At 71.6% G+C, this 21,427-nt stretch carries 20 protein-coding genes and 1 pseudogene; 10 read left to right on the forward strand and 11 right to left on the reverse strand.

Features of this window, described 5'->3' with window-relative positions:
• Positions 1-27 precede the first annotated feature (27 nt).
• The 4 genes from DN051_RS16080 to DN051_RS16095 form a co-directional block, all read right to left on the reverse strand.
• The gene (locus tag DN051_RS16080; protein ID WP_162624944.1) at positions 28-423 is read right to left on the reverse strand and encodes a hypothetical protein; all 396 of its coding nucleotides are present in this window, start codon (positions 421-423) and stop codon (positions 28-30) included.
• A gap of 144 nt (positions 424-567) precedes the next feature.
• Complete coding sequence (locus tag DN051_RS16085) at positions 568-1,137, reverse strand: hypothetical protein (RefSeq protein WP_112438960.1); 570 nt, start codon at positions 1,135-1,137, stop codon at positions 568-570.
• A gap of 76 nt (positions 1,138-1,213) precedes the next feature.
• Entirely contained in the window at positions 1,214-1,717 is a 504-nt protein-coding gene (locus DN051_RS16090; RefSeq protein WP_053760087.1) for a hypothetical protein, read from the reverse strand.
• Between the two features lie 81 nt (positions 1,718-1,798).
• The gene (locus tag DN051_RS16095) at positions 1,799-3,361 is read right to left on the reverse strand and encodes a beta-N-acetylhexosaminidase (protein WP_246041095.1); all 1,563 of its coding nucleotides are present in this window, start codon (positions 3,359-3,361) and stop codon (positions 1,799-1,801) included.
• A gap of 135 nt (positions 3,362-3,496) precedes the next feature.
• Here DN051_RS16095 and DN051_RS16100 point away from each other — a divergent pair, with 135 nt between their 5' ends.
• From DN051_RS16100 to DN051_RS16120, 5 genes are all read left to right on the forward strand, one after another.
• Positions 3,497-4,111, forward strand: a complete 615-nt coding sequence (locus DN051_RS16100) for a 2-oxo-4-hydroxy-4-carboxy-5-ureidoimidazoline decarboxylase (RefSeq protein ID WP_112438962.1) — start codon at positions 3,497-3,499, stop codon at positions 4,109-4,111.
• Positions 4,112-4,398: 287 nt separating this feature from the next.
• Positions 4,399-4,743 (forward strand): succinate dehydrogenase, cytochrome b556 subunit, encoded by a 345-nt coding sequence (gene sdhC, locus DN051_RS16105; RefSeq protein WP_053760085.1) that lies wholly within the window; start codon positions 4,399-4,401, stop codon positions 4,741-4,743.
• Positions 4,744-4,748: 5 nt separating this feature from the next.
• Positions 4,749-5,231, forward strand: a complete 483-nt coding sequence (locus DN051_RS16110; RefSeq protein ID WP_053760084.1) for a succinate dehydrogenase hydrophobic membrane anchor subunit — start codon at positions 4,749-4,751, stop codon at positions 5,229-5,231.
• A 22-nt stretch (positions 5,232-5,253) separates the two neighbouring features.
• Positions 5,254-7,008, forward strand: a complete 1,755-nt coding sequence (gene sdhA, locus DN051_RS16115) for a succinate dehydrogenase flavoprotein subunit (RefSeq protein WP_053760083.1) — start codon at positions 5,254-5,256, stop codon at positions 7,006-7,008.
• On the forward strand, positions 7,008-7,769 hold the full coding sequence (locus DN051_RS16120) for a succinate dehydrogenase iron-sulfur subunit (protein WP_053760082.1): 762 nt from the start codon (positions 7,008-7,010) through the stop codon (positions 7,767-7,769). Before sdhA ends, DN051_RS16120 begins: the two co-directional genes overlap by 1 nt.
• A 125-nt stretch (positions 7,770-7,894) precedes the next feature.
• Here DN051_RS16120 and DN051_RS16125 read toward each other — a convergent pair whose 3' ends face one another.
• Together DN051_RS16125 and DN051_RS16130 are read right to left on the reverse strand one after the other, a co-directional pair.
• Complete coding sequence (locus tag DN051_RS16125) at positions 7,895-10,099, reverse strand: DUF4132 domain-containing protein (RefSeq protein WP_112438963.1); 2,205 nt, start codon at positions 10,097-10,099, stop codon at positions 7,895-7,897.
• Positions 10,099-10,491, reverse strand: coding sequence for a hypothetical protein (locus DN051_RS16130; RefSeq protein WP_112438964.1), 393 nt, complete (start codon positions 10,489-10,491; stop codon positions 10,099-10,101). Before DN051_RS16130 ends, DN051_RS16125 begins: the two co-directional genes overlap by 1 nt.
• A 357-nt stretch (positions 10,492-10,848) precedes the next feature.
• Between DN051_RS16130 and DN051_RS16135 the strand changes: the two genes are divergently transcribed.
• Both DN051_RS16135 and DN051_RS16140 read left to right on the forward strand, forming a co-directional pair.
• On the forward strand, positions 10,849-11,259 hold the full coding sequence (locus tag DN051_RS16135; RefSeq protein WP_053760080.1) for a VOC family protein: 411 nt from the start codon (positions 10,849-10,851) through the stop codon (positions 11,257-11,259).
• A 46-nt stretch (positions 11,260-11,305) separates the two neighbouring features.
• Positions 11,306-12,082, forward strand: coding sequence for a TetR family transcriptional regulator (locus DN051_RS16140; RefSeq protein WP_053760079.1), 777 nt, complete (start codon positions 11,306-11,308; stop codon positions 12,080-12,082).
• A gap of 196 nt (positions 12,083-12,278) precedes the next feature.
• On the opposite strand, the gene DN051_RS16145 is transcribed toward DN051_RS16140, so the two are convergent.
• The gene (locus DN051_RS16145) at positions 12,279-14,687 is read right to left on the reverse strand and encodes an MMPL family transporter (RefSeq protein WP_112438965.1); all 2,409 of its coding nucleotides are present in this window, start codon (positions 14,685-14,687) and stop codon (positions 12,279-12,281) included.
• 166 nt (positions 14,688-14,853) lie between these two features.
• Here DN051_RS16145 and DN051_RS16150 point away from each other — a divergent pair, with 166 nt between their 5' ends.
• Together DN051_RS16150 and DN051_RS16155 are read left to right on the forward strand one after the other, a co-directional pair.
• A complete protein-coding gene (locus tag DN051_RS16150; RefSeq protein ID WP_053760077.1) occupies positions 14,854-15,543 on the forward strand; it encodes a response regulator transcription factor in 690 nt (229 codons plus the stop codon).
• Positions 15,540-17,057, forward strand: coding sequence for a sensor histidine kinase (locus DN051_RS16155; protein WP_112438966.1), 1,518 nt, complete (start codon positions 15,540-15,542; stop codon positions 17,055-17,057). Before DN051_RS16150 ends, DN051_RS16155 begins: the two co-directional genes overlap by 4 nt.
• 12 nt (positions 17,058-17,069) lie before the next feature.
• Here the strand turns inward: DN051_RS16155 and DN051_RS46510 are convergent.
• From DN051_RS46510 to DN051_RS46515, 3 genes and pseudogenes are all read right to left on the reverse strand, one after another.
• Positions 17,070-17,483, reverse strand: a pseudogene (locus DN051_RS46510) (ATP-binding protein); the annotation flags it as partial.
• Between the two features lie 122 nt (positions 17,484-17,605).
• Complete coding sequence (locus tag DN051_RS16165) at positions 17,606-18,868, reverse strand: metallophosphoesterase (protein WP_053760075.1); 1,263 nt, start codon at positions 18,866-18,868, stop codon at positions 17,606-17,608.
• 33 nt (positions 18,869-18,901) lie between these two features.
• Positions 18,902-19,141, reverse strand: a complete 240-nt coding sequence (locus DN051_RS46515) for an SCO4848 family membrane protein (protein ID WP_053760074.1) — start codon at positions 19,139-19,141, stop codon at positions 18,902-18,904.
• A 91-nt stretch (positions 19,142-19,232) separates the two neighbouring features.
• On the opposite strand from DN051_RS46515, the gene DN051_RS16170 reads away from it, so the two are divergent.
• The gene (locus tag DN051_RS16170) at positions 19,233-20,525 is read left to right on the forward strand and encodes a D-alanyl-D-alanine carboxypeptidase family protein (RefSeq protein ID WP_053760073.1); all 1,293 of its coding nucleotides are present in this window, start codon (positions 19,233-19,235) and stop codon (positions 20,523-20,525) included.
• On the opposite strand, the gene DN051_RS16175 is transcribed toward DN051_RS16170, so the two are convergent.
• The gene (locus tag DN051_RS16175; protein WP_053760072.1) at positions 20,479-21,393 is read right to left on the reverse strand and encodes a YihY/virulence factor BrkB family protein; all 915 of its coding nucleotides are present in this window, start codon (positions 21,391-21,393) and stop codon (positions 20,479-20,481) included. The two genes, DN051_RS16170 and DN051_RS16175, sit on opposite strands and share 47 nt — an antisense overlap.
• Positions 21,394-21,427: the final 34 nt, after the last annotated feature.

Here is a 21,427-nt window from a genome sequence, read left to right on the forward strand (position 1 = left end):
GGGCCCGCCCTGAGCGGGCCCCGGCCGTCACGGCCGGGCGGCCTCCCGGGTCGCGTCCCGGCACAGCAACCGCAGCGAGCCCGCACCCGTGAAGCATCGGCGGGCCTCCTCGAACGGGTCCCACAGCCGGCCGTCGGGCGTGCGGACCCAGTGGTCGCCGCCCGTGGCCCACCACTCGGCGTCCGTCTGACGGACGATCACCTCCCCCGCGTACGCGCCGAGTCCGCGCAGCACGCTCTCCACGGCGGCGTACGGCGTGTCCTCCCGGCGCAGTTCGTCGATCAGCCGGTCGACGCGCCACAGGCTCTGCGCGGAGTAGTCGAGGTGCAGCCGCGCCCCTTCGCGCAGCGTAGAGACCACGTCCGCCGCCCAGCGAAGCGGCTTGGCCGCGGCCGAAGGTCTGGCTTCCTGCTGTGTCGTCACAGTCGTCGCACTCGTCACACTGGGAAAAGCGCGGCGGCGCGACGATTCGTCACTCGGACACAGGCGGTTCCCGCAACCGGCGCAGTATCGCCGCGGCGCCACCCCGGGACGGTCACAGAATCCTTTCCTCGCGGGTTCGGCGGTTCAGGCGAGCCGCGCCCGGCGCGACACCACCGCCCGCAGCACCCGGCGTCCCTCGGTGGAGACCTCCAGCGCCCGCCGCAGCCCGCCCGTGCCGTGCTCCGCGAGCAGTTCCAGGACGGTGATCTGGCGCCGCAGTTCGGCGGCGACCAGCGGTGACATCCCGTCCGTGCTGCCCGCGCGCCGGGAGTCGATCGAGGCCGCATCCTCCTCCGCGGGATCGAGGAGGCGGTGGATCTGCAGGGAGGCGACGGAGCAACCGTCGGCCCACACCCGCGCCTCGGCCGCGGACCGCACGCCCGGGGCGGCCGCCAGCATCCGCCGGACCAGCAGCGCCGCCTCGTCCTCGGCGTCCTCGGCACGGACGACGTCGCCCACGCCCAGTTGTGCGCGCGCCTTGTCCAGCAGCCCGCCCCACTCGCCCGCCTCCCCGCCGTCCGCGAGGTTCGCCCACAGCGGGCGCAGCACTTCGTCGTCACCGCCGAGCAGGGGCACGCAGCGATCCAAACAAGCCAGCCCGCTGGCGGCCAGTCCGCGCTCGTCGGCCTGCGCGATCAGTTCCACAAGGCTCATGCACGCCTCCCGATCCGGGGCGCCATCCCTTACGGAGCCCGCACTTTCCCTTACTGCGCGCGACGCCGCCGCAGTGTCACAGGGGTACCACGCCAAGTCGGTCGAGGAGGCGGAAGAATAGGTTTTCGGCCAACTGCTCAGGTTCGGCGGTCAGTACGTCGAGCAGCGGCTCCGCGGGCACGGCGTGCCCGGCCTCGGCGGCCCAGGCGACGGCTCGCTCGGCCGCGTCGCGCGGTTCCAGGAAGTAGTCGTCCAGCGTCAGGCCCTCGCTGCCCGCGCCGAGGTACCCGGCCGTCGCCGCCCGCGCCAGACAGGCCGTCCACGCGCCGCTGTGCGGGGCCGCCGCCTCGATCACCACGCAGGCGCTGTCCATGACGTATCCGAACAGGGCGGGCGCACCGGTCTCGGCGGCCAGCGCGTTCATGCTCCCGACGTCACCGTCGGCACCCGCGTGCTCCCACACCTGCCACCCGTCCGGCGCCGACTGCCGCAGCGCGGCGTCCGGCACCCCCGACAGCGCGTCCAGTTCCGCGAGCGGCCGCTCGTCGCGTCCCACGACGAAGTATCCCCAGTAGCCCATGTCCGTCCCCCCGGCGTCTCGGCTCGGCCCTGAGCGCCGAATACACCACAGCCGGAGGGCATTTCGCAGCCATTCGCACCGTCAGCCCAGCTGATCGGCCAGTTTGCCGAACTCCGCCCAGGTGAGTTCGGGTCTGGTCGGATCCCACAGCTTCTGGACGGTGGCCCGCAGCGGCATCCGGATCCCGGCCGCCACCTGGTCCTGCGTCTGGGAGTTCGCCAGGTCGCACCACACCGCGAGGGAACCGCCGAGGATCTGCGCGTCGTACTGCGCCGGCACCGCCTCGGTGCCGCGCAGCACACGCGGCGTCCACTGCTCGTAGATCCGCTGCCCGGTCGGATAGACGAAGGTCTGCGGCTCGCCGAGGACGTAGTAGAGGAACTCGTCGTTGTAGTTGACGACCTGGCGCCCCGCGGCCAGATACTCGGCCGGGACGCGCGCGCCGATCTCCTTGCCCGTCCAGTACGCGACCTTGATGTCCTTGTCGGGCTGGACGGAGGTCCCGGCGTAGAAGCCGTCGTTCCAGGCGCGCGGGACGCGGCCGTTGGCGCGCACCGTGGCGGCGCGGTCGTTGAGCCAGCCGGTGGCCAGGTCGGCGACGGTCCCGCCGGAGCCGTACTCCCGGCGCGCGGCGGCCGCGAGCTGCGGGTACGAGGCCTGCGGGTCGGACACCATGAGCGCCTGGTACTCGTCGCCGCCGAGGTGCCACTGATCGCCGGGGAACAGTCCGGCGTACTCGTCGAGCAGATCGTCGACGATCTCGGCGGCGGCCGGCTTCGAGATGTCCACCGCGCCCCTGGCGGGCACGCCCTGCGCGTTGCGCAACTGGAGATCGGGGTGGGCGGCGATCACGGCGCCCAGATGGCCGGGCGAGTCGATCTCGGGCACGACGGTGATGTGCCGGCTCCGGGCGAGCCGGACGATGCTCGTCACCTCGGCCTTGGTCAGATGCTGCGCGGACACGATCTCCGGATGCGACGCCGACTCGATGCGGAAGCCCTGGTCGTCGGAGAAGTGCAGGCCCAGCTGGTTGAACTTCAGGTCGCCCAGCTCGCGCACCCGGTCCTCTATCCAGCCGGCCGTGAAGTGCTTGCGCGCGATGTCCAGCATCAGCCCGCGCTGCGGCTTGGCCGGCTCGTCGCGCATCACGCCCTCGGGCGCCGTGGCACCGTCGCGCACGGTCTGCTTCAGGGTGCGGGTGCCGTAGAAGACACCGGCGTCGGCGGGCGCGCTGATGGTCACCTGTCCGCCGCGCACGGTCAGGGTGTACGACTCCGGGTTCGCGCTCCCGCCGCGGCCGAGCGCCAGCCGCAGGTCCCCCGCGCGCGTGTCGTCGCGGTCACCGCCGTACGACATCCCCAGTTCGCCCGCGATGAGCCGGCCCTCGTCGGCCAGCCCGGCGTCGCTGACCACCACGCGCTGGCCGCGCGCCGGGCGCCAGCCGGGACCGCGCTCGGGAGTGTGGCCCCGTACGGCCGGGATCGAGTTCGGGGCGGACGACAGCGGGTACGAGCGGGTGGGCGAAGGGGTCGGCTCGGCCGCGGTACCGCGGCCGGAGACGGTCGGGCCGCCGTCCTCCCCGGCCCACAGCCCGAGACTCAGCGCCACCGCGACCACGGCGGTGACGGCCACCGTGATCAGCACCCGCCTGTGCTTCACCTTCGTTGCCGGTGCCCGGCGCCTGTGCTGGCTCACCCGGCCAATTTAGTCGTCGAACGTCCACCACGCGCTCTCAAACTCTCCCGTGCGAGTGAATTTCGCGCATCCCTCGGACAGCCGATGACCACTCTCGATAACGTGACGACACATCCCACACAACATCCCCTGTCGACACACACGCAAAGCCCACGAGGACCCCCGCTGCCTGCGCACCGTCTCCCAGACCTTCCCGGCCACCTCGCCATACCGGAACAGAGCCGCGGCGGGCCCGCCGCGCTGGACCTGTTCAACACGGCGCCGGCCGAGGCCGTACAGCCCGTCCTCCTCGCCTGTCTGCACAGCCGCCCCTGGTCCCGCCGGCTGACCGCCCACCGCCCCTACCCCGACCTCGACGCGCTGCTGGCCGCGGCCGACGAGGCGGCGTACGACCTGACCCCGGTGGAGCTGGCCGAAGCGCTCGCCGGGGAATCCCTCCCGGAACTCCCCGAGGACGCCTATCTGGCGGCGCACACCGCGCTGAGCGCGGCCCAGGCCGCCTACGAGGCCCGATTCGGACACGTGTTCGTCATCTGTGTGGACGACCTCACCCCGGACGAGGTACTCGACCGGGTGCTGGCCGCCATCCGGTCACGGTTGGCGAACGATCCGGAGGAGGAGCGGATCGTGGCGGCGGAGGAACTGCGCCGGCTGGCGCGCGGGCGGCTGATCCGGGCGCTCAGGGGCACGGCCCCGTGACGGCACGCGGTTCCGCCACATGGGCCACCGACAGGGCCGCCGGCGGTCACAACAGCACCGCGCCGGCCGATAACAGGACAGCCCACCCCCAATAGGCCGTTCGATTGCCACTTTGATCACATCGGCAGGCCCGCCGTAAGCGCCGCAGGCAACCGTCGCTACGATGCTGGGGGCCGGTGGACCGTACCCGGCCGGGCCCGTCCGACCACCAAGCCGGCAGGCCTCGATCCCCACTCCCGGAGGGTTCTTCCGTGCCGGCTGGAACGCTGTACCGCGGCCGGGAAGGAATGTGGTCCTGGGTGGCTCACCGAGTCACCGGCGTCCTCATCTTCTTCTTCCTGTTCGTACACGTGCTGGACACCGCGCTCGTCCGTGTCTCCCCCGAGGCCTACGACGAGGTCGTGGCCACGTACAAGAATCCGCTCGTCGCCGTGCTGGAGTACGGCCTCGTCGCCGCCATCCTCTTCCACGCACTCAACGGCCTGCGCATCATCGCCGTCGACTTCTGGTCGCAGGGCCCGCGCTACCAGAAGCAGATGCTCTGGACCGTCGTCGGCGTGTGGGTCGTGCTGATGCTCGGGGCGATCTACCCCGTCCTCGGCCACGCCGCTCGTGAACTGTTCGGGAGCTGACGCCCATGTCCACCACCGAGACCACCGCTTCCGGGATCGGCCCCGTCGAGGGCGGCTCCGTCTACACGGTCGACAACCCGGCGCCCTTCATCGAGCCCCCGCGCAAGCGTACGAAGAAGACGCCGAAGAGCACCCGCGGCAACTTCGAGATGGCCGCGTGGCTGTTCATGCGGCTGTCCGGCATCGTCCTCGTCGTCCTGGTCATCGGCCACCTGCTGATCCAGCTCGTGCTGGACGGCGGCGTCTCCAAGATCGGCTTCGCCTTCGTGGCCGGCCGCTGGGCGTCCCCGTTCTGGCAGGTCTGGGACCTGGCGATGCTGTGGCTCGCGATGCTGCACGGCACCAACGGCCTGCGCACGGTCATCAACGACTACGCGGAGCGCACGAACACGCGCCTGTGGCTGAAGGGCCTGCTGTACACCGCCACGGTGTTCACGATCCTGCTGGGCACGCTGGTGATCTTCACCTTCGACCCGAACATCCGCTAGGCACGGGGCTGAGGTATTCCTGATGAAGATCCACAAGTACGACACCGTCATCGTCGGCGCCGGCGGCGCCGGTATGCGCGCCGCCATCGAGGCGACCAAGCGCAGCCGCACCGCGGTCCTGACCAAGCTCTACCCGACCCGCTCCCACACGGGCGCCGCGCAGGGCGGCATGGCCGCCGCGCTGGCCAACGTGGAGGAGGACAACTGGGAGTGGCACACCTTCGACACGGTCAAGGGCGGTGACTACCTGGTCGACCAGGACGCCGCCGAGATCCTGGCGAAGGAGGCCATCGACTCGGTCCTCGACCTGGAGAAGATGGGCCTGCCGTTCAACCGGACGCCCGACGGCACCATCGACCAGCGCCGCTTCGGCGGTCACAGCCGCAACCACGGCGAGGCGCCGGTCCGCCGCTCCTGCTACGCGGCCGACCGCACCGGCCACATGATCCTCCAGACGCTGTACCAGAACTGCGTCAAGGAGGGCGTGGAGTTCTTCAACGAGTTCTACGTCCTGGACCAGCTGATCACCGAGGTCGACGGCGTCAAGCGGTCGTCCGGTGTCGTCGCCTACGAGCTGGCGACCGGCGAGATCCACATCTTCCAGGCGAAGGCCGTGATCTACGCGTCCGGCGGCACCGGCAAGTTCTTCAAGGTCACGTCCAACGCGCACACGCTGACCGGTGACGGCCAGGCCGCCGTGTACCGGCGCGGTCTGCCGCTGGAGGACATGGAGTTCTTCCAGTTCCACCCGACCGGCATCTGGCGCATGGGCATCCTGCTGACGGAGGGCGCCCGCGGTGAGGGCGGCATCCTGCGCAACAAGGACGGCGAGCGCTTCATGGAGAAGTACGCGCCGGTCATGAAGGACCTCGCCTCGCGTGACGTCGTGTCCCGCTCCATCTACACGGAGATCCGCGAGGGCCGCGGCTGCGGTCCCGAGGGCGACCACGTGTACCTGGACCTGACGCACCTTCCGCCGGAGCAGCTGGACGCCAAGCTGCCCGACATCACCGAGTTCGCGCGGACCTACCTCGGCATCGAGCCCTACACGGACCCGATCCCGATCCAGCCGACCGCGCACTACGCGATGGGCGGCATCCCGACCAACGTCCAGGGCGAGGTCCTCGCCGACAACACGACGGTCGTCCCCGGCCTGTACGCGGCCGGCGAGGTCGCCTGCGTCTCCGTGCACGGAGCGAACCGGCTGGGCACGAACTCGCTGCTGGACATCAACGTGTTCGGCCGCCGGGCCGGTATCGCGGCGGCGGAGTACGCGCAGAAGGCGGAGTTCGTCGAGCTGCCGGAGAACCCGGAGTCGCTCGTCATCGAGCAGATCGAGCACCTGCGGACGTCCACCGGGACCGAGCGGGTGGCGACCCTGCGCCGTGAGCTCCAGGAGACCATGGACGCCAACGTCATGGTGTTCCGTACGGAGCAGACGATCAAGACGGCCGTGGAGAAGATCGCCGAGCTGCGCGAGCGCTACCGGAACGTCGCGATCCAGGACAAGGGCAAGCGGTTCAACACGGACCTCCTGGAGGCCGTCGAGCTGGGCAACCTGCTCGACCTGGCCGAGGTCATGGCGGTGTCCGCACTGGCCCGCAAGGAGTCCCGCGGCGGTCACTACCGCGAGGACTACCCGAACCGCGACGACGTCAACTTCATGCGCCACACCATGGCGTACCGCGAGGTCGGCGCCGACGGCACCGAAACCGTCCGTCTCGACTACAAGCCGGTCGTCCAGACCCGCTACCAGCCGATGGAGCGTAAGTACTGATGGCTACCCCCGTTCTGGACAAGGTCGAGGCGGAATCCACCTCCTCGCCCTACATCACCGTGACCTTCCGGGTCCGCCGCTTCAACCCGGAGGTCTCCGCGGAGGCCACCTGGGAAGACTTCCAGCTGGAGATCGACCCCAAGGAGCGTGTCCTCGACGGCCTCCACAAGATCAAGTGGGACATCGACGGCACCCTGACCTTCCGCCGCTCCTGCGCGCACGGCATCTGCGGCTCCGACGCCATGCGGATCAACGGCAAGAACCGCCTCGCGTGCAAGACGCTGATCAAGGACATCAACCCCGACAAGCCGATCACGGTCGAGCCCATCAAGGGCCTGACGGTCCTGAAGGACCTGGTCGTGGACATGGAGCCGTTCTTCCAGGCGTACCGGGACGTGATGCCCTTCCTGATCACGAAGGACACCAACGAGCCGACGCGTGAGCGTTTCCAGACGGCCGAGGACCGCGAGCGCTTCGACGACACGACGAAGTGCATCCTGTGCGCCGCCTGCACGTCCTCGTGCCCGGTCTTCTGGAACGACGGCCAGTACTTCGGCCCGGCGGCCATCGTCAACGCCCACCGCTTCATCTTCGACTCGCGCGACGAGGCGGGAGAGCAGCGGCTGGAGATCCTCAACGACCGTGACGGTGTGTGGCGCTGCCGCACCACGTTCAACTGCACGGACGCCTGCCCGCGCGGCATCGAGGTGACGAAGGCGATCGCCGAGGTCAAGAAGGCACTGATCACCCGGCGGTTCTGACGTCCTCTCCGCTTCGCCCGTGAGGGCCCCGTGACCGGTGAAACACCGGAGACGGGGCCCTCACGGGCGTCACGGCCACTTCACCCGAGGGGCCTTCCGAACGGGGGTTCCGCACTCGTTCCGGACTACAGCTGGCTGAGGATCGTCGGGTCGGTGATCTTTGTGTCGTCGGCCAGCATCATCGCCTTGCTGAGGATCACCGCGAGCATCCGGTCCCCCTCGTACGGCAGGTAACCCGGCTGCGGGGACGACGGGTTGGACTTCGGGACGATGCACAGGTACTGGTCGTTCGGGGTCATCAGGATGTTGCCCGAGCCGAGGTGGATCTTGTACGTGTGGCGCTCGCCCTTCACGTGCAGGAAGCGGCCCTCCAGGGTGCAGCGGTCGGCGACGGCCAGCCGGGGTATCAGGCGTTCGAGCAGGGTGCGGCGGGTCTCGGCGCTCTGGCTCAGCTCGCCGAAGCCGTACGACGTCCAGTACTCGCGGAAGCGGCCCTCGGGGCCGCCGTCCTGCCACGTCGGGTCGTTGCCGACGCTCGCGACACCGACGAACAGGTCGACGTCGCGCAGGACTTCGGACAGCACGAGCGGTGGGATCTCGGCGAGGGGGATCGGGTCGACCCGGGCCGTGTCGTCGGGCAGCCACATGCGGTACTCGCCGCCGTAGCAGTGCGCCCAGTTCTCCGGGGCGCCGATCGGGTAGAAGCGGACCTGGTCGGTGCGCAGGCGCAGGTAGCTGCCGGATTCCGTGGTGTCGACGCCGTAGTCCTCGCCCTCGCCCTCGATCCAGTACTCGGCGCGCAGGCCCCACTGCGGCAGTTCGCGGGTGGCCGGCGGCGCCTCGTCGTCGACGCACAGACGGAGCTTGTTGCGCCAGCCCCGGACGGCGGCCAGGGAGTGGAACTGGTGCTGCCGCAGAATGTGCGCCGCGAACCGGTTGGAGTAGGTGCCCGTGGCGCGCTCCGCGTCGGTGAGCAGGTACACCTCCCGGTGGGCCTGCTTGAACGGCTGGGTGATGCCGTGGCGCTCCAGCCAGTCCCGCCAGGCGACGATCCGGGCGGGTTCGTCGCCGACCGGGTGCCACAGCCCGACGTCGCCGCCGCCGGTCACCGGGTCGTCGGTGAGGGTGCGCAGCGCTCCGTCCGCGAATCCGACCGTGGTGCCGTCGACCGTCCACAGCAGGCGGCGGGCGAGGGTGCCGATCAGCGGATGGTCCAGGTAGCGCTCGCGCCACGTGTCGTAGGACCAGGTGCGCCGGGCGAGGAACTGGCGGTCCATGCGCTCGCTCTGCGCGGAGAGCATCTTGTCGATGTCCTTGACCGCGGCCTTCAGCTCCTTGAGCTCCTCGGCATGGTCCCGCTTCACGGCCGCGGGGACGCTCTTGACCTCCTTGCCGGCCGCGTTGCGCCAGCTGAGCTGCGCCTTGGCTCCGTGCACCACGACGAGGGCGGTCGCGTCGCCCAGCCGGTGGTGGGCCCGGCCGACCTCGGTCAGTCCGTAGGCGGGCACCGCCAGTTCCTCGATCTCCTCGCGGCTGAGGCCCATCGCCTCGGCCCGCGCGTCGAGCGCGGTGTTGAGCAGTTTGAGGGTGCCCTTGTAGGTGACGCGGGTGGCCAGGCGGGCCAGTTCGGCGAGGGCGGCCTCGCCGTCGAGGCGGGCGAGGGCGTTGACCCCGGCGTTGGCGACCTTGGGGTTCACCGGTCCGAGGCCGGGGACCTTGCGCAGCGCCGTCTCGACGAGGGCACCGAGGACCCGGGCGGACTCGGCGCGGGCGGGCAGGAAGGACAGCAGCCAGGTGATGCCGCGCAGCGCGTTGGCGTTGTACGCGTCGAAGGCGGCGTTGGCGTACGAGCCTTCGTAGGCCAGGTGCAGCGGGTGCGTGCGGGGCCGGCCGACGAGGGGCAGCCAGGACAGCAGCCGCTCGCGCGCCGCGTCCGCGCCGACGGCGCCGATCAGTGTGCGGCCGGCCTCCTCCCACTTCGCCGTGGGGCGGGTGGCGGTGGCGGTGGCCGCGTGCGCGAGCAGCCGGTGCCAGTCCTCACCGAGCCCGTCCAGCTCCTTCAGCGCCTGGTCCGACCAGGCCTCGCCGGGGTTGAGGACGGGGCCGGGGATCCGCCGGACGAGTGCGCCCAGTCTGCTCGCTCCGTTCCACAGCGTCAGCTGCGAGCGGCGGATCACGGCGACGAACAGCCCCGGCAGTTCGCGCCCCTCGGCGAGCTCGCGGTCCGCGATGCGGATCAGACCGTCGACGTCGTACTGCGTGTCCAGCTCGGCGGCGGCGCGCATCAGCGCGGACCGGCCCTCGTGCGACAGTTCGTCGGCCGTGTTCATCAGCCACCCACCAGCGGGACGAGCTTCAGGAACGTGACCTCGGTGCCGAGACCGAGGTCGATCTCCTCGTCCGCCTCGGTGACCTGCCGGTCCCCGACCAGCACGAGGAAGCCGTTCCCGGCGAACGCGCGGAGCGCCAGCTCGGTCTGCCGCTCGGGGTCTATCCGGCGGGGGGTGCGCAACGCGTACCCGTTCAGCACGCGCTCCGTGTCCTCGGGCTGCACGAGGCCCTGGAACACGCCCGGCGTGCGCGCGTTGTACTCGGCGACCTCCTGGAAGACCCGACGCCGGATCAACTCACCTACGGTGAGCCGCTCCTCGGCGACGGCCAGCTCCCAGCCCGCGCCCCTGTCCCCGGTCGTCGTCTCGTCGACGAACGTCACGATTGCCATGTCGCCGAATGTAGAGCCCACCACTGACAACGGGCCGCCGGGCGGGCAGCGCGGGTGCCCAGATGGGGAGCGCGGGTGTCCGGGCGGGACGCCGCGCCCGTCGGAGGGGTCCCGGGGTCCCCGGGCGCCGGGTCCGGCGCGGTCGGGGGATCGTGCGGCCGCAGGACCGGTCCGTCGCTTCTGCCACCGCCGGATGCGGGGAGCCCGCCGCATCGCCCCTCCCCGACCACGCAGCCCCCGGCCCGCTCCACCCCGCGCCCTCCCTTCCCCCTCCCCCTCACCTCAACGAGTGATCACATGGTCGGACCACGGTTCGGTGACCGCGGTCCCGGCCCGCCTCCCCCCTAGCCTGATGACATGTCAGATGACGAGTCGTACGAGCTGCTCGGTTTCGACAACGTGCTGCTGCCGGTCGGGGATCTCGACGAGGCGGTGAACTTCTACGAGCGCGCCGGGTTCACGACCGGCTTCCGGCTGGACGAGGCCGGGATCGCGCTGCTGAAGGTCGGGGGTGAGACGCCCGGGATCCTGCTGCGGCAGGAGCACGAGTTCGGGCACCGCCCGCCGCCGTGGCCCTCGGCGCGGCTGTGGGTGGAGGTGCCGGACGCCCGGACGGCCGCGCGCGTCCTGACCGACGCCGGCATCCCCCTCCTCGACGAGCCGTCCGCCGTGGCCACGGGCTGGACCGTCGAGGTCGCCGACCCGTGGGGCAACGTCCTGGGGTTCACCGACTACAGCAAGCGGCCGGAGCTGGGCCGCAGGCTCTGACGCCCGCCACGGGACCGGCGCTTCCGGCTGACTAGGCTCTCTTCCCGTGGCCGCGAAGAACGACAGCCCTCCACCGAGCGACCGGACCGCTGCGGACGGGCCGCCCGGCGAGGGCGGTGCCCCGAGCAAGTCCGAACAGACCCGTGCGCTGATCCTGGAGACGGCGATGCGGCTGTTCCGGGAGCGGGGGTACGACAAGACCACCATGCGGGCCATCGCGCGGGAGGCGGGTGTCTCCGTCGGCAACGCGTACTACTACTTCGACGGCAAGGAACACCTGATCCAGGGCTTCTACGACCGGATCGCCGCCGATCACCGGGAGGCGGTCCGCGAGGTCCTGGACCGGGAGACCGGCCTGGAGGCGCGGCTCGCGGGTGTGCTGAAGGCCTGGCTGGACGTGGCCACGCCGTACCACGAGTTCGCGGTGCAGTTCTTCAAGAACGCCGCCGATCCCGACAGCCCGCTCAGCCCCTTCTCCCCTGAGTCGGAGCACGCGCGCGTGGAGGCGGTCGGCGTGCACCGGGAGGTCCTCACGGGTTCGAAGGCGCGGGTGCCGGCGGATCTGCGCGATGTGCTGCCCGAGTTGATGTGGCTGGCCCAGATGGGCCTGTGCCTCTATTGGATCTTCGACCGGACCGAGGGGCGCGAGCGCAGCTACCGGCTGGCCGAGCGGGGGGCGCGGCTCACCGCCCGCGGGGTGTCCCTGGCCCGGTTCCGGGTACTGCGGCCGCTCGTGCACGAGGTGCACGAGCTGTTCACGGACTTTCTCCCGGGGATGGCCAGGGCCCTGCCGGATCCGGCGGGCAGGGCGCGGGGCGAGTGATCGCCGCCGCGCCGAGGAACCTCCCCGAACGGTGCGGAAGCCCTGAGCCGTCAAGAAACCCCGAACCGTGCGGAAGCCCTGAACCGTGAGACGTCCCTCGGCGCCGGACGGCGGCGGGCCGGTCGACGGCAACCCGCCCCCACCGCACGGTCGACGGCACCCGCCCGCCGCACCGTCGACGGCCTTCCTCCCTCGCTCAGTTGACGGCGTCCACCTCACCCTCCGCCAGCTCCAGGTCGTGCACCACCGGCCCGTCCGCCACCAGGACGTGCCCCGCCCGGGACGGGTGGGACTCCGCGGCGGCCGCGACCAGGTACGTCCCCGGGCCCGGCACCGCGACGATGTACGAGCCGTCCGCCAGCGTGGTCACCCGGTCCAGTTGCCGGCCGCCCCGGGACAGCAGTGTCACCGTCGCGTCCGCCACCCGCTCGCCGTCCGGCGTGCGGACGAAGCCGTGGATGACGGAGGCCGGGCCGTCCGGCTCCGGAGCCCGCTCCGGCGCGGACTCCTCACGCGGTTCCACCGCCAGATGCGGCAGCCGCTTGTCCAGACCGGCCGGCAGCCACCAGTTGGCCCGGCCCAGCAGGTGCATCACGGCCGGTACGAGCGCCGTGCGCAGGATGAACGCGTCCAGGGCGACCGCCGCCGCCAGGCCTACACCCGCCATGGCCGCGCCGTAGTCACCGCTGAGCACGAAGGCCAGGAAGACGCACACCATGATCAGGGCCGCGGAGTTGATCACCCGGCTGGTCTCCGCCAGGCCGACCCGTACCGCGCGCGCGTTGTCCTTCGTGTGCACCCATTCCTCGTGCATGCGGCTGACCAGGAACACCTGGTAGTCCATGGACAGCCCGAACAGCAGGGACAGCATGATGATCGGCAGGAACGCGGCGATCGGCCCCTCCTTGCCGAGTCCCAGCAGGTCCAGCCCCCAGCCCCACTGGAAGATCGCCACGAGTGCCCCGAAGGACGCGGCTGCCGCGATCAGGTTCATCACCGCCGCCGTCAGCGGCACCACCAGGGAACGGAAGGCGACCGTCAGCAGCAGGAAGCCGAGGCCGATGATCGTCGCGACGAAGTAGGGCAGCCGGTCACCCGTGACGGCCGCGAAGTCCTTCGACACGGCGGTCACCCCGCCGACGTGGGCCCGCGCCTCCTCCTCCGGGATGACGTCCTCGCGCAGGGTGTCGATCAGCCGGTCCGTCTCGACGGCCTGCGGTGACGTGGCCGGCACGACCTGGATGACGGTGACCCCGTTCGCGGGCGGTGCCGCGGCCACCTGGGCGACGCCCTCGGTGTCCCGGATCGCGGCGACCAGCCCGTCGGCGCCGTCACCGGCCACGACCACCTGGAGCGGGCCGTTGAAGCCGGGGCCGAATCCCTCGGCGAGCAGGTCGTAGGCCTGCCGGGTGGTCGAGGAGGCCTCGTCGTTGCCCTGGTCGACGGTGCCGAGCCGGAGCGACAGCACGGGCAGCGCGAGTACCACCATCACGGCGAGGCCGAGCGCGGCGACGGACCGCGGGCGCCGCTGGACGGTGGCCGACCAGCGCGCCGCGAGGCCGCCGGCCCGCTCGGGTTCGGGCCCCTGCTCGGCGAGGTTGCGGCGCTGGCGGCGGCTGAGGACCCGCTTCCCGAGGAAGCCGAGCATCGCCGGCAGCAGTGTGATCGCCGCCAGGACGCTCAGGACGACGGTCAGCGAGGTGCCGAGCACGACGCCGTCCAGGAAGCGCAGGTTCGTCACCAGCATCCCGGCGAGCGCGATGCACACCGTGCCGCCCGCGAACAGCACGGCCCGGCCTGAGGTGTTGAGCGCGGTGACCGCCGACTCCTCCGGGTCCATGCCGCGCAGGAGGCCGCGCCGGTGCCGCATGACGATGAAGAGGGCGTAGTCGATGCCGACGCCGAGGCCGATCAGCGTGGACAGCAGCGAGGCCAGTTCGGGCACGTTCGTGACGTGGCTGAGCAGCTGGACGGAGAACATGCCCGTGCCCACGCCGAAGACGGCGACCAGGATCGGCAGCAGCATCGCGAACAGCGAGCCGAAGGCCAGGAACAGGACGACGGCCGCCGCGCCGATGCCGACCAGTTCGGCGGTACCGGTGGGCGGTTCCTGGACGCGGGCGACGGCCTGGCCGCCCAGTTCGACCTGGAGGCCGTCGGTCCCGGCGGCCTGCGCGGTGTCGACGACGTCCTGGACCAGTTCCTTGGGCACGGCGTTCGCCTGTTCGGCGAAGGTGACCTGGGCGTACGCGGTCCGCCCGTCCTCACTGATCCGCGCCGCGCCCCCGTCGCCGTACGGACCGGCGACCTCGCCGACCCCCTCCATCCCCGCGATCTCCCGCAGCGCGGGTTCGACGCGGGAGCGCACGGCGTCGTCCCGCACCGATCCCTCGTCTACCCGCCACACCACCGTGTCGACGTCCCCCGAGCGCTGCGGGAAGGCCTTCTGCATCAGGTCGTAGGCGCTCTTGGAGTCCGTGTTCGGCAGGGAGAAGACCTCCGCGTAGTTGGTGCCCGTGCCCGTGGCCGAAAAGCCCAGGCCGAACAGGGCACCCACCCACAGCAACAGGACCACCAGCCGGTGCCGATAGCACCATCGTGCCAATGTCGCCACGCTCAACGCTCCTTATTCCGTGGTCGGTCGGTCCCCCAGGTCCTGGGCCACAGCATTGGCGGCGGCACGCGCGCGTGGACACGGTCCGCCCATGACTCTCAAGCAACTCCAAAGCGCGGGCGGCCCCGTTGTCGGTGGGCGCGCCGATACTGGGGGCATGACGACGGCTCCCGGCACCGTGCTGGTCGTGGAGGACGAGGTGAGCATCGCCGACGTCCTCACGATCGCCCTGCGCTTCCACCGCTTCGAGGTCATGACCGCGGGCACGGTCCGCGAGGCGCTCGCCCTGGCCGAGCGCACCCGCCCCGACGCGGCGCTGCTCGACGTCATGCTCCCGGACGGCGACGGCCGCGCCCTCGGCCGTGAACTGCGCGAGCGGCGGCCGGACCTGGCGCTGGTGTTCCTCACGGCGCGCGACTCGCCCGCCGAGATCGTCGGCGCGCTCGGCTTCGGCGACGACTACATCACCAAGCCCTTCAACATCGACGAGGTCGTCGCCCGGGTCACCGCGGTGCTGCGCCGCACCCGCCCCGCGGACGTGCTTCCGCAGCTCCCGCCGCTGCGTTACGGCGATCTGGAGCTGGACGAGACGACGTACTCGGTGCACCGGGCCGGCCGTTCGGTCGAGCTCACCCCCACGGAGTACGCGCTGCTGCGCTTCCTGGTGCGCAACGGCGGCCGGATCGTGCCCAAGGAGCAGTTGCTGCGGCACGTCTGGCAGTACGAGCACGCGCCGTCGGAGTCGACCGTCGTCGAGACCTACATCAGCTACCTGCGGCGCAAGCTGGACCCACTGGGAGCACCGGTGATCACCACCCGCCGGGGCGTCGGCTACGGGCTGGCATGAGGACCGTCAAGGGCCGCCGCGCACACGGCCCGCGCTCCCTGCGCGGCAAGCTGACGCTGGCCAACGTGGTGCTGCTGGCGCTCTCCATCGTCGCGGCGACCGCCGCCAGCCTGATGGGCCTGCGGCACTATCTGCTGGACGCCATCGACAGCGAGCTGCTGTCGTCCCGCAGGTCCGTCGGCGAGGCTCCGCTGACCTTCGAGCAGATCGACTCGCTCACCGCGCTGTTCGCCCTCAGCGAAAAAATGGGATCCGGCTCCTCCGGCGATGACACCGACACGCTGGTGCAGGGCTCCGTCTTCGTGGCCGTGGACGCGGCCGGCCGGCCTCTGGCGATCGGGGGCCTGCCGGTGACCGGGACGCAGCGCGCGCTGGCCGCCGCGGTGGCCGATCCGGCGCCGCTGGTCGCCGACACCGAGCCGCGCGACCTCCAGGTCCGGGGCGATCACTACCGCGTCACCGCCGGCCGGCTCGACGACGGCACCACCGTCCTGCTCGCCACCTCGACCGAGCCCGTCAGCCATGTCGTCGCCAAGGCCCTCAAGCTGGACCTCGCCGTCGGCTCCCTGCTGCTGGCCCTGCTGGCCTGCCTGACCATGATCAGCGTGCGCCGCCGCACCCAGCCGCTGGAGGACATGGTGGAGACGTCGACGGCGATCGCCGAGGGCGACCTGACCCGGCGCGTGCCGTCCAGTCGCGAGCCCACCCTGGAGGTGGAGCAGCTCCGGCTCGCCCTCAACTCCATGCTCCACCAGGTGGAGTCGGCGTACCGCACACGCGAACGCAGCGCCGCCCAGCTGCGCCGCTTCGTCGCGGACGCCTCGCACGAGCTGCGCACCCCGCTGTCGGCGATACGGGGCTACCTCCAGCTGTACGACAAGGGCATGCTGCGCGATCCGGTGGACCGAAAGCGGGCCTGGGAGCGGGTGATGGCGGAGGCGGACCGGATGGGCCGGCTGGTCGACGAACTGCTCGTCCTGGCCCGTCTGGACCAGCAGCCGCAGCTGCGCTTCCGCGACGTCGACCTGAGCCTGCTGGTGCGGGAGGCGGCGCAGGACCTGCGGGCTCAGCAGCCCGAGCGGCCCCTCACGGTGGCCGCGGACGGCGCGCTGCTGGTGCACGCCGACGAGTCCGGGCTGCGGCAGATCCTCGGCAACCTGCTGGCCAACGTGCGGATCCACACCCCCTCCGACGTGCCCGTGCGGCTCGCCGCGCAGCGCCGCGACGGGACGGTCCGGCTGTGCGTCGCGGACGACGGGCCGGGCCTCGACGCGGAGGACGCGGCCCGGGTGTTCGACCGCTTCTTCCGCGCGGGCGGCGGTGCGGGCAGCGGCCTGGGCATGGCGATCGTGCAGGGCGTGGTCCACGCGCACGGCGGCGAGGTGGCGGTGGAGACGGCACCGGGCGAGGGGCTGGCGGTGACGGTGACCCTGCCGGACCGTCCGGCGCCGGCGCCGGAGGACTGCGCCGGCGTACGGCCGCCGGACGCCGCGGCCCCGTCCCGGCCGTCGTAGGAGCTGCGCACGGGCGGCCACGAGGGCCCACACGTCTTGCCGCCGCCCCGGTTCCACACGCCCCACGCGGCGGCCGTGCGCTCCACGAGGTCCGGGCCGCGTCCGCTCTCCTCCTGCTCGTCCACGGTCCGCGGCCGGGGTTCGGGGCGGCCCTCGCCGGACACCTCTATGAGGCGGGAACCGTCGGCCAGGGCGGTCACCGCGACCTCGAACTCGTGCGCCCGCCAGGCCCCGTGGCGTACGGCGTCGGTGGCGAGTTCGGACACGAGCAGCACGGCGTCGGCGAGCGTCCGGTCGTCGGGGTGGCGCCCCCGCTCGGCCAGTTGGTCCCGTACCCGGCGCGGGGCCAGGCCGACGGACGCCGGGTGCCGGGTGCCGGGGCAGCCGGGGCAGCCGGGGCAGCCGGAAGGAGTGACGTCTCACCACGCTCGCTCCTCACCGCGCACACTTCCGTCACATGATGCTGTGCCGGGTGCTCCGCGCGGTGGCACTTGAGGTGTCCCGGCGCCCCGGGACCACGTCAGAAGCCGGTGAGCCGCCGCGGCCGGTCACCGTGTCGACGCCAGCTCCACGACCGTGATGTCGGAGGGGGCGCCCACCCGGGTGGGCGGACCCCAGGCGCCCGCGCCGCGGCTGACGTACAGCTGGGTGTCGCCGTAGCGCTCCAGGCCGGCCAGGGTGGGGTTCGCGGCGTCGGCGACGAGGTTGGCGGGCCAGAGCTGGCCGCCGTGGGTGTGGCCGGACAGCTGGAGGTCGACGCCGTACTCGACGGCGTCGTGGATCTGCACGGGCTGGTGGGCCAGCAGCACGCACGCGCGTGCCCGGTCCCGGTCGCCGAGTGCCTTGGCGTGGTCCGGCCCCTGGCCCACGGAATCGCCCGCGAGGTCGTTGACGCCCGCGAGGTCGAAGTGGGGCAGCTCCGTGCGGGCGTTCTCCAGGGGCCGCAGGCCGAGGCGCCGCACCTCGTCGACCCACTGCTCGGCGCCGGAGAAGTACTCGTGGTTGCCGGTGACGAAGTACGCGCCGTGGCGGGCCGTGAGCTGGGCCAGGGGCGCCGCGGCGGGCCCCAGGTCCCGCACGCTTCCGTCGACGAGGTCGCCCACCACCGCGATCAGGTCGGGCTGGGTCGAGTTGATCGTGTCCACCACCCGCTGGGCGAAGCCGCGGCCGAGAACCGGGCCCAGATGGACGTCGCTGACCACCGCGATCCGGAAACCGTGCGCCGTGCGCGGCAGTTTGGCCAGCGGCACGGTGACCCGCTTGACCCGCGGGCCGCGCAGCACGCCGTAGGTGCCGTGGGCGACGGTGCCGACCGCGGCCGCCGCGGCGGCACCGGCGACGACCCGGGAGACGAACAGGCGGCGCGACGGAGCGGGCGTGACGGCGGGCGGGCGCGGCGGTTCGACGGGCTCGGGCTGCGCGGGGGGCGCGCCGGCCGGTATCGCCTCGGGCTGCGGCTGCGGAACCGTCGCGGCCACGGCGGGCGCCCGCTCACGGTCCCGGCGTTCGAGGAAGCGGCGCAGCAGCGGCCGTACGACCTCGCCCGCCAGTACGGCCAGCAGCAGGTAGAGGGAGAGCGCCAGCCACAGGAAACCGGGCCAGGCGAGGGTCCGCTGGAGCCAGAAGGGAGCACCCGCGCGTTCGGCGACGAACGCGGTCACGGCGACCACCCAGCCGCCGGCGAGCAGCACCGCGCCGACGAGACGGACCGGGCCCGGGGCCCTCGTCGTGTCGCGGAACAGGCGGCGCCACAGGTACCAGTTCGCCGTCACGAGGACGCTCACGACGACGAGCAGGAAGACGATCACCATGCTGCTGTTCTCTCCTCGACCGGATGCCGGTGTCTATGAAGTTCGACGCAGTGCGCGCAGTCCGCGCAACCCGATGACCCCGACAACCGTCCCCAATACGAAGGAGACGACGGCGAGCGTCAGATGGACCCAGAAGTATGCCGTCGGATCTCCGTCGTCGAACGCCAGACCGCTGCCGTCCTTGATCAGGTTCTTGACGAAAGTGACCCAGATGACCCAGCTCCACACCCCGAAGGCGAGCAGGAACCAGGACATCGGGCGGCTGAGTTTCATGCGTTCAGTATCTCCGCCGGATGTCCGGTTCCGTTCGCGGGGTGGGGAGGGCGGCGGGACTTCCCGGCGCCGGGGCTGTACGTTCTCGCTCGTGCCCGCACCCAAGATGACCGCCAGGCGATCTCTACTGGCCGCTTCCACGACCTTTTTGTCCGTTTTGTTGACCACGCCCACCGCGTTCGCGGCGCCCGGTCCGTCGACCAGCCCGTCGGCCACTCCCCCGGCGAACATGTCGACCGTGGGTGGCGAGCGGCTCGGCCGGGCGGGCACCCAGGTGAACCTCGCCACAGGTGTCCCGGTGCTCCCCAAGGACGTCACGGCCCGCTCGTGGATCGTGGCCGACGCCGAGTCCGGCGAGGTGCTCGCGGCGCACAACGCGCACTGGCGGCTGGCCCCGGCCAGCACGTTGAAGATGCTGTTCGCCGACACGGTGCTGCCGAAGTTCCCCAAGACGATGAAGCACAAGGTCGCCGTCTCCGACCTCGCGGGCATCGGCGTCGGCTCGAGCATGGTCGGCATCAAGGAGGACGAGACCTACTCGGTCCACGACCTGTGGCTCGGCGTCTTCCTGAAGTCCGGCAACGACGCGGTGCACGTGCTGTCCCAGATGAACAAGGGCATCGACAACACCGTCAAGGAGATGAACGAGCACGCCGAGGACCTCCAGGCCCTCGACACGCACGTGGTCAGCCCCGACGGCTACGACGCGCCCGGCCAGGTCTCCTCCGCGTACGACCTGACGCTGATCGCCCGCTCCGGACTCCAGAAGAAGGACTTCCGGGAGTACTCCTCCACGGCCACGGCGAAGTTCCCCGGCGCCACGACGAAGAACAAGAAGGGCAAGTCCGTCCGCGGGTCCTTCGAGATCCAGAACACCAACCGGCTGCTGACCGGCGACTACGACATCTCCCAGTACCGGGGCATCGCGGGCGTCAAGAACGGCAACACCACCAACGCGGGCGCCACCTTCACCGGTGTCGCCGAGCGCGACGGCAGGGTGCTGCTGGTCACGGTCATGAACCCCGCCAAGAGCGGGCACAACCAGGTCTACAAGGAGACCGCCCGGCTGTTCGACTGGGGGTTCAAGGCGGCCGACAAGGTGGACCCGGTCGGCGAACTGGTGCCGCCGAAGGGCGCCGAGGGCACCGGTGGCGAGCCGGGCGCCAAGGCCTCCGCGGGCGCCCCCGGCGCGGGCGAGGCGGGCGGAGCGGGCGCCGCCGGCGAGTCGGGCAAGTCGGCCGCGAGCGCGGCCACGGCGAGCGGCTCCAGCGGCATCGGTGTCGCGCTCGCGATCACCGGCGGGGTGCTGGTACTGCTCGGGGCCGGTGTGTTCCTGGTCAACCGCCGCTGGCCGCTGCCGGATCTGGTGCGCCGCCGCCGCTGACGCCGCCGGCCTCCCCCGCCTCCTTGCTCTGCGTCGCCGTCCAGGCGGCGCAGTACAGCAGGAGTTTCGAGGTGAAGTTGATCCACAGCAGCAGCGCCACGGGGACGCCGAACGCGCCGTACATGCTCTTCGTGGCCACCCCCTGCAAGTAGCCGCTCAGCAGCAGCTTCAGTACCTCGAAGCCGACCGCGCCGATCAACGCCCCGACGATCAGCCGCCGTCGGGACGGTTCGACGCCCGGCAGCAGCGTGAGCATGTACAGCAGCAGCAGGAAGTCGCACAGCACGGCGACGAGGAACGCGGCGACACGCAGCAGCAGACTGCCCCAGCCGTGCTCGGCCAGGCCCAGCTGGCGGATGATCCAGCCGACCGCGGCGGAGGCGACGGCCGAGGCGGCGAGGGTGACCAGCAGCGCCCCGCCGAGGCCGACGAGCACACCCGCGTCCTTGGCCTTGAGCACGAAGGGGTTCTCCTCGTCGTCGGGCAGCTCCCACACCGCGCGCAGGCAGTCCCGCATCGACCCGACCCAGCTGATGCCGGTCAGCAGCAGCAGGGCGGCGGCGATGAGGCCGACGGTGCCCGCGTTCTCCACCAGGGAACCGATGTTCAGCTGCTCGGAGATGCCGGGGATCTGCTCGGCGATCTTGTCCTCCAGCTCCTTCTGCCGGTCCGGCCCGAGCGTGGCGGCGCCGATCGCGGCCCCCACGGTGAGCAGCGGGAACAGCGCGACGAAGCTGGTGAACGTCATCGCCGCGGCCAGCCGTGTCCACTTGACCCGGTCCAGCCGCTCGTACGACCGCCAGGCGTGCGTGAGCATCAGACGGCCGGCCAGTGGGCCGACGACGGGGAGCTTCTTCAGCCAGTCCATGATCCGACCCTGCCCTCCGTGCGGCCGTGAATGC

Origin of the sequence: Streptomyces cadmiisoli (genome assembly GCF_003261055.1) — a bacterium.
GTDB classification, from domain to species: domain Bacteria; phylum Actinomycetota; class Actinomycetes; order Streptomycetales; family Streptomycetaceae; genus Streptomyces; species Streptomyces cadmiisoli.

Bases quoted from the DNA above. Each gene is read 5' to 3' on its own strand.
- sdhA (WP_053760083.1), top strand. From the start codon at position 5,254: ATGAAGATCCACAAGTACGACACCGTCATCGTCGGCGCCGGCGGCGCC.
- DN051_RS16175 (WP_053760072.1), bottom strand. From the start codon at position 21,393: ATGGACTGGCTGAAGAAGCTCCCCGTCGTCGGCCCACTGGCCGGCCGT.
- DN051_RS16090 (WP_053760087.1), bottom strand. From the start codon at position 1,717: ATGGGCTACTGGGGATACTTCGTCGTGGGACGCGACGAGCGGCCGCTC.
- DN051_RS16155 (WP_112438966.1), top strand. From the start codon at position 15,540: ATGAGGACCGTCAAGGGCCGCCGCGCACACGGCCCGCGCTCCCTGCGC.
- DN051_RS16150 (WP_053760077.1), top strand. From the start codon at position 14,854: ATGACGACGGCTCCCGGCACCGTGCTGGTCGTGGAGGACGAGGTGAGC.
- DN051_RS16120 (WP_053760082.1), top strand. From the start codon at position 7,008: ATGGCTACCCCCGTTCTGGACAAGGTCGAGGCGGAATCCACCTCCTCG.
- DN051_RS16110 (WP_053760084.1), top strand. From the start codon at position 4,749: ATGTCCACCACCGAGACCACCGCTTCCGGGATCGGCCCCGTCGAGGGC.
- DN051_RS16165 (WP_053760075.1), bottom strand. From the start codon at position 18,868: ATGGTGATCGTCTTCCTGCTCGTCGTCGTGAGCGTCCTCGTGACGGCG.
- DN051_RS16130 (WP_112438964.1), bottom strand. From the start codon at position 10,491: ATGGCAATCGTGACGTTCGTCGACGAGACGACGACCGGGGACAGGGGC.
- DN051_RS16085 (WP_112438960.1), bottom strand. From the start codon at position 1,137: ATGAGCCTTGTGGAACTGATCGCGCAGGCCGACGAGCGCGGACTGGCC.
- DN051_RS46515 (WP_053760074.1), bottom strand. From the start codon at position 19,141: ATGAAACTCAGCCGCCCGATGTCCTGGTTCCTGCTCGCCTTCGGGGTG.
- sdhC (WP_053760085.1), top strand. From the start codon at position 4,399: ATGTGGTCCTGGGTGGCTCACCGAGTCACCGGCGTCCTCATCTTCTTC.
- DN051_RS16125 (WP_112438963.1), bottom strand. From the start codon at position 10,099: ATGAACACGGCCGACGAACTGTCGCACGAGGGCCGGTCCGCGCTGATG.
- DN051_RS16135 (WP_053760080.1), top strand. From the start codon at position 10,849: ATGTCAGATGACGAGTCGTACGAGCTGCTCGGTTTCGACAACGTGCTG.
- DN051_RS16100 (WP_112438962.1), top strand. From the start codon at position 3,497: ATGACCACTCTCGATAACGTGACGACACATCCCACACAACATCCCCTG.